The 12,014-nt window shown below is 44.1% G+C and carries 7 protein-coding genes; all 7 read left to right on the top strand.

Translation table 11 applies throughout. The features are described from left to right. The 7 genes from HDC92_RS15850 to HDC92_RS15880 are packed head-to-tail and all read left to right on the top strand — an operon-like array spanning nucleotide 1 to nucleotide 12,014. A complete protein-coding gene (locus HDC92_RS15850) occupies nucleotides 1-1,293 on the top strand; it encodes a sugar MFS transporter (RefSeq protein WP_183875895.1) in 1,293 nt (430 codons plus the stop codon). After that, complete coding sequence (locus HDC92_RS15855) at nucleotides 1,286-2,860, top strand: glycoside hydrolase family 28 protein (RefSeq protein ID WP_183875897.1); 1,575 nt, start codon at nucleotides 1,286-1,288, stop codon at nucleotides 2,858-2,860. The genes HDC92_RS15850 and HDC92_RS15855 overlap by 8 nt, the downstream gene beginning before the upstream one ends. Beyond that, complete coding sequence (locus HDC92_RS15860) at nucleotides 2,857-5,388, top strand: beta-N-acetylhexosaminidase (protein WP_183875899.1); 2,532 nt, start codon at nucleotides 2,857-2,859, stop codon at nucleotides 5,386-5,388. Before HDC92_RS15855 ends, HDC92_RS15860 begins: the two co-directional genes overlap by 4 nt. Further along, a complete protein-coding gene (locus HDC92_RS15865; protein WP_015808917.1) occupies nucleotides 5,375-6,622 on the top strand; it encodes a hypothetical protein in 1,248 nt (415 codons plus the stop codon). Before HDC92_RS15860 ends, HDC92_RS15865 begins: the two co-directional genes overlap by 14 nt. Nucleotides 6,623-6,670: 48 nt before the next feature. After that, entirely contained in the window at nucleotides 6,671-9,502 is a 2,832-nt protein-coding gene (locus tag HDC92_RS15870) for a TonB-dependent receptor (protein ID WP_183875901.1), read from the top strand. A gap of 7 nt (nucleotides 9,503-9,509) precedes the next feature. Next, a complete protein-coding gene (locus HDC92_RS15875) occupies nucleotides 9,510-10,274 on the top strand; it encodes a 6-phosphogluconolactonase (protein WP_183875903.1) in 765 nt (254 codons plus the stop codon). A gap of 15 nt (nucleotides 10,275-10,289) precedes the next feature. Then, nucleotides 10,290-12,014 (top strand): glycoside hydrolase family 105 protein, encoded by a 1,725-nt coding sequence (locus HDC92_RS15880; RefSeq protein ID WP_183875905.1) that lies wholly within the window; start codon nucleotides 10,290-10,292, stop codon nucleotides 12,012-12,014.

Consider the following 12,014-nt stretch of genomic DNA (forward strand, 5'->3'; position numbering starts at 1 on the left):
ATGGAGGCAACAGTAAATATAGCCAAGCCGGCAACAGGTAGTACCTATAACAAACAGGTAATGACCATTGGTTTTTTCTTTTTCATTTTTGGTTTTGTAACCTGGGTAAACGGAACATTGATCCCTTACCTGCGCATTGCCTGTGAACTGGAAGAGTGGCAGGCCTACCTGGTTACTTTTGCCTTTTATATTTCTTATACGTTTATGGCCCTGCCGTCCAGTAAAATATTGCAGGCTACGGGGATCATCAAAGGGATGCAGGTAGGACTGCTCATCATGGCTGCGGGTTGTCTCTTGTTTGTGCCGGCAGCCATGATGCGTTATTATCCGCTTTTCCTGTTGGGCCTGTTTGTTGTCGGAGCTGGAACAACTTTGCTGCAAACTGCTGTAAATCCATACATTACCAAACTGGGCGATCCTGCGAGGGCAGCACAGCGCATCAGCATTATGGGTATTTGCAATAAATTTGCAGGTATACTGGCCCCGATGATCCTGGGCGCTATTATCCTGAAAAATTCGGATGGCCTGCTGGCGGAACTGGAAAGTCTGGCCCCGGCAGCAAAAACTATGCGTTTGGACGAACTGGCCCAGGATGTGATCATGCCTTATATCGTTTTAACCATCGTACTTTGTGTAATAGCCTTTGGCATTAAATATGCCCATCTGCCCGAAATCGCCCCTTCGGAAGACGATCTGGCCATAAATCAGCAAGAAGAACTGGCCAATGGGGGCAAAAGCTATAACGGCATTTTTATGCTGGGCTTCACAGCTATATTTGTAACGGTAGGGGTAGAGGTTATTGCCGGCGATACCATCAGCAACTATGGTATTTATCATGGCGTACGTTTAGACGTGGCCAAAAGCCTGACTTCCTATACCCTCGCATCTATGCTTACGGGCTATGTTTTAGGGGCCCTATTTATTCCAAGACTGATTAGTCAGGAAAAGGCCTTCCTATATTCTTCCCTGCTGGGCGTATTGTTGACACTGCTCGCAGTATTTGTACCTGGCCAGGCCTCAATCGCTTTCATTGCCCTGCTGGGTTTTGCCAATGCCATGTTATGGCCTGCCATCTGGCCACTTGCCTTAAGGGGACTTAGCGGTGCCTTACTGAACCGGGGCTCGGCCATTCTCATTATGGGTATTGCCGGAGGGGCTATTTTGCCACTGGTTTACAGCTGGCTATCACATATTTCCAATAACCAGCTGGCTTACCTGCTGCTCATCCCCTGCTATCTTTTTAATGTGTATTACCAAATCTCCAGGACTAAAAAACAAGTATATCATGCTTAAACCATTCTTAATTATGCGGAATTATTTATTCATCCTACTGACCAGCATTTCAACCCTTACCCGGGCGGCAGATGTAGAGGTTACTACTTATGGAGCCAAAGGCGATGGACTTACTGTAAACACCACAGCCATTCAGAAAAGCATCGATGCCTGTGCAGCATCGGGTGGGGGTAAGGTAATCTTCCCTGCCGGTCATTTCATGAGTGCAACTGTAGTGCTAAAAAGTAATGTAACCCTTTACCTTTCCGACGGATGTACTTTAACCGGTGTTAAAGGTGCTGCCAATTACCCTTACCAGCAGGTCAGCATTCCATTTTATGGCGAAAACTGGGCAAAGCAGGCACTGATCTTTGCGCATAAAGCCGAAAATATAGGTATTGAAGGTCCCGGAACAATAGACGGACAGGGAGCAAGTTTTGAGATCAATACCATTAAAAAGCCAGACCGCTATATGAACAGACCTTACCTGATCTGGTTTGTAGCCTGTAAGAAAGTTAGCGTTAAACAGGTACACCTGCGCAATTCTGCTTTCTGGATGCAACATTACCTGGGTTGTGAAGATGTAGTGATCGATGGTATTTCTATATGGAACCATTCCAATAAAAACAACGATATGATCGATATTGATGGCTGTAAAAATGTAAGGATCACCAATGTAAACGGCGATTCGGACGATGATGGCCTGACTTTAAAAAGTACTTCCAAACTCATTTCAGAGAATATAGTGATCAGCAACTGCGTGTTTAGCAGTCACTGTAACGGACTCAAGTTCGGTACCGAATCTACCGGTGGTTTCAGAAACGTTACCATCAGCAATATCGTCATCAAGCCTTCGGCACAGCTGACCACCATTTATGGTAAACCGGCCGGCAACAGTGGCATTTCACTGGAAATGGTTGATGGGGGCATTATGGAAAATATCAGTATCAGTAACGTAGCCATAGACGGGCCGCAGGTACCGCTGTTTATCCGCCTGGGCAACAGGGCAAGAAAACATACCGATAATGCCGCTGATCCGGGAATTGGGGTAGCCAGGAACATCCATATCTCCAATGTAACAGCTACAGGGGCCGATATTACCGGCAGCTCAGTCATTGGACTTGAAAATGCCATCATAGAAAATGTTTCTTTAAGCAACATCTCTATTTCCAGCTCTGGCGGGGCAAAGGCCGATGCCATGTTCCGTAAACTGGAAACCCTGGCCGATCATTATCCAGAAGCCACTATGTTTGGTCCACTGCCGGCTTACGGATTGTACGTAAAACATGTAAAAGGAATCCGCTTAAATGACATCAGGCTTTCTTTTACCGGTGATGACGAACGTCCGGCCATAGCCCTTGAAAATACAAGCGATTTTGAGCTTAGGGGGCTCAATATGGCCAGTACCGCCAATACAAATGCTGCAGTTTATCTGAAAAATGTAGCGAATGGCTTTGTTACCGCAAATTCTGTATATACACCTGCAAAGTATTTTATCTGGAAAGAAGGCGCTGCAGGCAATGTCTCGGTAAGCAATAACCAGCACCCGAAAATTAAATCAGTAAGCAACCAAACTACAAAAAAATGATAAGGCGAACTCATATATTGATCTTGCTCTTATTGCTGAACACTAAACTGTTTGCAGCCGATATCCCTGTTGTGCCCTATCCGCAACAGGTGCTGCAGGGAACTGCTCCGATAAAAGCGATCAAAAATATATCCCTTAAAGCAGGGGGTATTGATCAGGCCATGCTGAACCGTTTGGCGGATGTGACAAAATATATGCTGACAGGTAAAAAAACTGCAGATGCTGTAACGTTAAGTTTAACCGGACGCGACAAAGAGACGGATGCAAGGATTAGGCCCTATGCCACTAAATTAAAGGCCGACTGGAAAACACAGATTGGGAAAGAGGGGTATGTGCTGATCCTGAACAATAAGGACCAGTTGCTGGTGGCCAATACCGAAACAGGATTGTTTTACGGATTGCAAACGTTAAAACAATTGCTGGATGCAGGCTGGAATAAAGAGCTGGTGATTACCGACTGGCCATCTTTATCGCAAAGGGTGATGTTTGACGACATCAGCCGCGGCCCCATTTCAAAAGTTACTTATATCAAAGAGCAGATTGAAAGGATGGCGGCTTTAAAAGTAAATGGTCTGTCGTTTTATATCGAGCATGTTATCCAGACAAAATCATATCCCGATTTTGCACCGGCAGATGGTAAGCTGACCATTGCCGATGTGAAAGAGCTGGATGCCTACGCTGCAAAATACCATATGCAGCTGATTGGCAGTTTCCAGTCCTTCGGGCATTTTAACAATATTTTATCCCTGCCACAGTACCAGTCGATGGGTGAAACGTCTACCATGATCTCGCCCCTCGATCCCAAAGCCAGACAATTCCTGGAAAGTGTGATCACCGAGATGTGCGGCGCCTTCAGCTCTCCTTATTTCAATGTGAACTGCGACGAGACTTTCGACCTGGGCAAGGGCAAATCTAAAAAATATACAGATAGTGTGGGGGTAACCAAATTTTATGCAGATCATCTTAAGTTTTTGTATGATATAGTAAAAAAGAATGGGAAAAAATTAATGATGTGGGGTGATATTGCCCTTCAGCATGAGGAAATCCTGGATATGCTGCCCAAAGACATTGTTTACATGACCTGGGAATATGGCGATCCACAATCTTACAGCAAATGGATAGATCCTTTTGTAAAACGTAACCTTAGTTTTATGGTTTGTCCGGGTATTTTAAATACCAACAGGCTGTTCCCAGATCTGGCCATTGCCAAAGCCAATATCAATGGGTTTATTAAAGAAGGTTATGAAAAAGGAACCATTGGTGCTTATACTACCATTTGGGATGAGGGTGGCGACCAGCTGTTTTCGGAAGACTGGTATGGCGTTTATATGGCGGCAGAGAAGAGCTGGAACGTAAAATCAGTTTTAAATGATGGCTTCGATCTGCGTTATGAGAAGACAGCCTATGGAACTGCAAACGGGGCTTATGTAAAAGCCATTGGCAAACTTATGGAGCTGAGGGATCTGCCGCTTACCTATAACATGACCCATGAAATCTGGTGGCAGCACATTTTACCGCAAAACGGCGAAACACTTATCCTGAACAACAAAGACGTAGCCGAAGGTTTAAGACTGGTAAATGAAGCAGCACAGCTGCTGCAGAACGCAAAACCTAAGCGCCACCTTTCCGATCTGGCCACGCTGAAATATATTGTTGACCGGTACAAACTGCTTTTTGATACCAGGATACAGATTGCGGAACTTGCAAAATGGTACCAGCAGCAGCAGGGAAAACGGGTTGATGGTATGAACGAACGTATTGTGTCCTTAAAATTGCTTAAAAACAGGTACGAGGCTATGGAAATAGATTTCCGTAATAAATGGAACGCTGAAAATCAGCCTTATACACTTGATTATGCTTTAAAACCCTATAAAACACGTATTGCTGCATTAACAGACCTTGAAAATAAACTGCTCTCCCTGGAAAAACCTGGCAAAGTTAATTCCTTGCCAGCGGCTGCTGCTGTCGGACTAAATGTGGTAGAAAGTGATCAGTATTATTTTAATTTCTGGTTGTTAAGCGGACCTTTTAAAAGCAAGTCGAGCGGATTCCCGCCATTTTTATATTCGGAAGAACAATCAGCAAACCATCCACCCAAACCTGGTGATTTTGCACAGTACAACAGTAAACAGTTTCGCTGGATGAAATACAATACCGACAATGGCGGTATCATCAATAAATTTAAAGACCTGGGCAGCGATGCCTATGTCTACGCCTTTTGTACCATTAGCACGGAAACAGCCGGACAGGTACAGGCATGGATCGGAAATGATTCAGCTGTAGAACTTTTTTGTAACAATAGTCCGATTGCTGAAGGCAATGCGGCAGCAAAAAACAACCCGGCCCTGCCTAAAGAAAAAGCTTACAGCCTGCCTTTAAAAGCGGGCAGCAATTATATCCTGTTAAAAGTAAAAAGCAGCAATGCCAATGCAGCATTTACTTTCAGATTAGACACTACAGAACCGGTAACCAATCATAAACATAAATATACCATCAATGCTAACCAGAACAGTCATGAAGCAGATTAGGATCCTGGCCAGTATAATCCTGGTCACTTGTGTTAGCGCTCCCAACCTTTCCTTTTCCCAGGTTAAAAAGGAAGAAATTGTAACTGCAATCGATCAAACGGCCAGTTGCATTGTAAACGTGATCCTGGATGAGCAGGGTAAATCACGTTGCGACTATAACCTCACAGAAGGCAAATGGTACCCCTATGAAGTGCCATGGCATACTGGTCAGGCCATCAATGCCTTGCTGGCGGGCTACAAGATCAGGGGCAATGAAGCCTGGTTAAATGCTGCCAAAAAAGCAGGTAATTACTGGATAAGCCTGCAGATTAAAGACCACCCTAAGTTAAAGGGCATGCTTGGTGCTACCCATGGCGATTTTATCGGCGATGATGTGATTGTGTTTGCTACCATATCTGACGGTACCCCAGGGATTTATGAACTGAGCCGGGTAACCAAAGATAAACAGTATGCAAAAGTGGCTACAGAAGCTGCGGGATGGATGTTAAAGCATATGTACGATGCGGAGAAGGGGATATGTTATGACAATGTAGACCTGAAAACAGGTGAAGTACAGAAGGAATACAGTCCCTTCTGGAAAGATAAAAAGGTGGGTGAACAAACTTTGTTTGATGTTTCCCGTCCTAACACAGAGGGCTCTTTATTTAAAGATGCATACGAATTTTCCGGGAACAAAGCCTTTAAAGAGGCCTTTATCAACCTTTGCAACAGTCTGCTGAAATTGCAGGACGAAAACGGGATCTGGTCTGACTTTATGCCCAATTTTAAAGATGTACATTCCTTTCATCCCCGCTTTAACCTTTGGTATGCCGAATCACTCATCGAGGCTTTTAAGCTGACCAAGGATAAAAAATACCTGGAAGCTGCGGCAAAAACTGCCCGTACACATGCTAAAGCGCAGCAAAAGGATGGCACCATGTATTACGACAATTATACAGATGGTAAAGCACCGGATAAGGGCTCAGTAACTGGTTCTGAAGTCGCCCTTTCCGGTATTGTATGGATGGAACTTGCTAAGCAGGGTTATAAGGAGTTTGATGCCAATATCGAAAAATCCGCCTATTGGCTGGTACACAACCGTTTTGCTGAAGACCACCCCGATAAAAACCTGAGGGGCCAGGTAATAGAGACCCGTACCAGGTCCAAGGGCAAGGTATGGCTGGTCAACCGGGATATCGGTACCAGTTTCGCACTTCGCTTTTTGAGCGATTACTATAAATTCAAATCATTCTAGAACTAACCAATATATCAACCAATAACCAAACCCAAAACAAAACTTGTCATGAAAAAATCTATTCTTAAATCATATCTCATGTGGATATTAGCGGTTATCATTTCCGTCGCAGGGATAAGTGTTCCTGCACATGCCCAAACCGTGGGCAACATCAGGGGTAAAGTGATCGATGAGCAAGGAGGCGCATTGCCCGGAGCATCTGTAAAGATCAAGGGTACAAATAAAGGTGTTTCCAGTAGTACCACTGGTGATTTTCAACTGAACGATCTGCAGCCAGGCAATTATGTAGTTACCGTATTTTATATGGGATATAGCCCTGTTGAAACCAATGTTGAACTGAAAGCCGGACAAACACTGGTACAAAACATCCGGCTGGTAGCCAGCAGTGTTGCTTTAAAGGGTGTTACAGTATCCGGGGTAATTGAAGGACAGCAGAAAGCCCTGAACCAGCAAAGAAATGCCGACAACATCAAGCAGGTGATCTCGGCCGATCTGATGGGACGTTTCCCTGATCTCAACGTAGCTGAATCGCTGCAAAGGCTTCCGGGTGTAACAATCGGCCGTGAGCAGGGTGAAGGCTCAACGGTACAGCTGCGTGGTACACCCGGTGGCTATACCAATATCAATATCAATGGCGAACAGATTATGGGTACGCAGGAGCTTGGCCAGCGTAATGCACAGCTGGACCTGATCCCGGCAAATGTGCTGGCCTCTATGGAGGTTATCAAAACCCTGACCCCTGACCTGGATGGGGATGCCATTGCGGGTGCAATTAACTTAAAAACACCTACTGCCATCAGTTTAAAACCACAGTTGTCGGTCGACTTAGGTGGTGGTTATAACAAGCTGCGCAACAATTCAAACGGCATTGGCAACATCAGCTTTGGCCGTCGTTATGGTGCAACGGATGATATGCCCAACGGTAAACTGGGGGTTACGGTATCTGGTAGTTATTACAAAACAAACAATGGCTATGATGAGATCAATGCACAGGCCTGGCAGAAAAAAGATTTTATTGGTAACAAGGACTCCATCTATTTCCCTACAGATATCCGTCTCGTTTATCTGGAAAATGAACGTACCCGTATGGGGGCAACCACCACCATCGATTATAGCTTTAGCCCAACTACTTCCATTGTGGCGAATTTAACCTTTAACAGTCTGGACAACGATGCTACCCGCTACCGCAAACGTACACGTATGCAAACCGCCAATACCACTTTTGCCAATGGTGTTTATACCACCACAAGAGGCAGGGGCTACAATGAGGTGCTGGACAGACAAATGCGAAACAGCAATATCAATTTCAGTTTGGAAGGTGAAACCATGTTAAGTAAAGTTAAACTAGATGGAGGAATATTTTTAACGGCTTCTAATTTTGATCAGCGTGCTGCGGCTTTTAATTATATTACCGGTAATGTTCCTTTAACGATTACCGATATATCTGGTGATTATATCCAGGCAACAGGTTCTACAGATGCCAAAAATAACGCAGCTTTATATAATTATAATACCATTGAAGCGAACGATTTTAAAACACAAGGCCGCAATGTTGTCGCACGCTTAAACCTTACTTATCCCTACAAAATAGGAGATAATGATGCTTATTTTAAAATGGGTGCAAAAGTAAAAAGGATGAGCAACAAGCGTTTCAGACCCTCAAGTACATTTGTTGCCAACTATAGCGGGCCTGCTGGCGTAGGTAGCCTCAATAATTTTAAAGGAAATTCAGAACTCGATGCAGATTTTCTGGATAACAACATCAATTTCGGTTTGAACGTGGATAAGGATGCTACTATAGACTTTTTTTACAACAATCCTTCTTATTTTACACAGAATGCAGACCAGAAGAAAATATCAATTGATGCTTACTTCTATGATGCACAGGAGAATGTAGTAGCCGGATACCTGATGAATCGTATTCAATTTAAGCGGTTAATGCTGTTAGGTGGTTTGAGGGTAGAAAGAACAGATGTAGATTATGACGCCAAACTGGTTAATCAGGATAAAGATGGGTTTCTCACTTCTTCTGTGCCTGTTAATTCTAAATACAACTATACCAAATATTTACCAAACCTGCAGGGTAAATATGACCTGGCTAAAAATACAGTAGCACGTGGCGCTGTATCTTTTGGTTATTCCAGGCCTAATTTTAATGATCTGGTACCCAGTCGTGTAGTAAGTATCCTGGCCCAAACATTAACTGATGGTAACCCGGATCTGAAACCTGCATTTGCTACCAATTACGATCTGTCTATTGAGCAATATTTAAGTAACCTGGGCATCCTTTCTGTTGGTGCATTTTATAAACACATTGATAAGTTTCAGTACAATAGCGTGATTAATTTAACCGGTACTGAGTTTCCTGATGCAGCTGCATATAAAGGTTACCAATATTTCAAAGCTTACAATGGAGATCTGGCTAAAGTATTTGGTGTAGAAGTTAACGCACAAACCAATCTTACCTTTCTTCCTGGCGTTCTGAAAGGTATTTCCCTGTATGCAAACTATACCTATACCCATTCCAGAGCTGATGCTTTGGGCAGAACTAAGCTTCGCTTACCAGGACAGGCAGATCATACCGCCAATGGTTCGGTTTCTTATACTTTAAAAGGTTTTACACTGCAGGGAAATCTGAACTATAATGGTGCTTATACTTCAACATTAGGTACAGATGATGCTACTGATGTAATCAGGGCTGCGCGTTACCAGTTAGATGTAAATGCTTCTTACCGCATCACCAAAAAGCTGACCATTTATGCTGAGGGGGTGAACTTAACCAACCAGCCTCAGGTAGAATACTTTGGCGAGCGTTCAAGAATTTTTACCAATACATTTTATGATTTTTCGGCCCGTGCCGGATTAAAATACCGTTATTAATTAAGATATGATTAAAGAATTTTTAAAAGACAAGTTAAAAGTTAAGGTTTACAATACGAGGGGAGAAATGGGGACAAGCGCTGCTGATTTGGCAGCGCAATGCCTCAGGGAATTGTTGCAGCACAAAGATGAGGTAAACATCATCTTTGCTGCTGCAGCTTCTCAAAATGAGTTTCTTGAGGCCATTGCAGTTGAAAAGGACATTGCCTGGAACCGCGTAAATGCTTTTCACATGGATGAATATACCGGTTTGCCTGTAACACATCCCCAGCGCTTCGGCAATTTTCTGAACAAGAAGATCTTTTCAAAACTGCCCCTTAAAAAGGTGTATTATCTGAATGAAGATGGTAACGATACTGAAGCAGAAAGCAGGCATTATGCAGCTTTACTGGAAAAGATGCCACCGGATATTACCTTTATGGGCATAGGCGAAAACACACACCTGGCATTTAATGATCCACATGTGGCCGATTTTAACGATCCGGTACTGGTCAAGATCATCGATCTGGACGAACCCTGCAAAGTACAGCAGGTACATGACGGTTGTTTCCCTACGGTAGCTGAGGTGCCTTCCCTGGCTTATACCTTGACCATTCCGGCCTTGCTGCAGTCGAAGTACATCTTTTGTATGGTGCCAGGTAAAAATAAAGCACAGGCGGTAAAATATACACTCAATGAGTCCATTACTGCAAAATATCCTTCTACATCCTTAAGGACCCATTCCGACGCAACGCTATTTTTAGATCAGGACAGTGCATCATTAATCCTTTAAAATTTAAATAAAGCAATGAACTTATTTAGCAGGTTATTTTTTGTTATAGCAGGTACTTTAATTTTAACGGGCGCCTCTTTAGCTGTATCCGCCCAGTCCAATGATGCACTGTCTGTAGCTAAAAAAGTAGCAGATAAGGTTATTGCTGATACACGTTTTGCTTTTACACTGGTTCCCCAGAAAGATGTACTGGGCCTGCAGGTGATTGATTTCAGAAATTTACAGCCTGCATCAGCACAACAGGTATATGCGAAAAGCCAGCTTACAGCCATCAGCGATACCACTGTAAGTTTTGGCTTAAGTTATGCCGGCAAGCTCAGCATCTGGTTAAACAGAAAACAGGTATACCATGAAGAGAACCAGGTTATTCAAATCCCCAAGGAGATTTCTTATAATCGTTTTACCTTCAATAAAAGTTTTTCTGCATGCTTAAAAAAGGGTGATAACGAAGTAGTGATCTGTTATACACCCGGGACAAATGCATTGCCTGTCGTATTTCTGATGCCGGCTACAAAAGAGGGCGACCTGGATGCTGCTGCAAAATTCAGCTCAGGAATTAAAGAGGACAATCAAAATACAGCCTGGATGCTTTTAGGTCCAGTTAGCAATACCCTGCTGCCCGAAAAGGGCATGCCGGATTATACAATGGAAAAGGGGAGGGTGCTGACCTGGGCTAAAAGTTCGCAGCGCTTTATTCCTGAACTGGAAACGCCGGCCACGGCGGCCTACCAGCGCGACCCTTATACCGACTGGCATTATTCGCATGGTACAATGGTATGGAGTATCATGGCGCTTGAGAACAATGGTAAATACAGTGCCTTTGCCAGGCAGTATATTAATTTTACCCTACGGCAACTGCCTTATTCCGATTATCAGTACAACAATCTGTTTGCCTGGCGCGGCAGTTACCACCGCATATTCAGGCGCACCATGCTGGACGATACCGGGGCACCCGTTTTGCCGTTTGCAGAACAATATTTAAGGGAAAAGGATGAAAAGGTAAGAGAATTGGTAATGCCCATAGGAGCTTATGTAGCTAAAGAACAGCTCAGGTTAAAGGATGGCACTTTTTGTCGCCCTGAACCTGTTGAATCAACCGTCTGGGCCGACGATTTGTTTATGAGCGTACCTTTCCTGCTGCAGATGGCAAAGATTACAGCTGATACTAAATACTACGACGATGCTGCCAAACAGGTATTGAACTTCAGGAAATACCTGCTCGACCCTGCAACGGGTCTGTATAAACATGCCTGGTTTAACCATAGCAAGCAACGCTCGGCCGCTTACTGGGGACGGGCCAATGGCTGGGTGGTATGGGCAACGGCTGAACTGCTTGAAAAATTACCCAAAAACCATCCTGCTTATCAACAGGTACTTCAGAATTTCAGACAGCAGATGAAAGTGCTGATAAGCTACCAGAATAAAAACGGTTTCTGGCACCAGGTACTTGACAGGGCCGATTCGTATGAGGAAACCTCCTGTACGGCCTTATTTACCCTGGCATTGGCCAGGGGGGTAAGACAAGGTTGGTTAAGCCCTGCCTATAAAAAGAATGCGCTTGCAGGTTGGCAAGCCGTTAAAACCAAGATTGATGAAAACGGTGTGGTGCAGGGCATTTGCCAGGGAACCGACATTGGTTACGATCAGGAGTTTTATATGAAAAGAAAAACGATAGACAATGATCCGCGCGGCATGGGTGCTGTCATCACTGCGGGAATAGAAATTTCAAAGCTGCAATGA

It is taken from the genome of Pedobacter sp. AK017, assembly GCF_014200825.1.
GTDB classification, from domain to species: Bacteria; Bacteroidota; Bacteroidia; order Sphingobacteriales; family Sphingobacteriaceae; genus Pedobacter; species Pedobacter heparinus.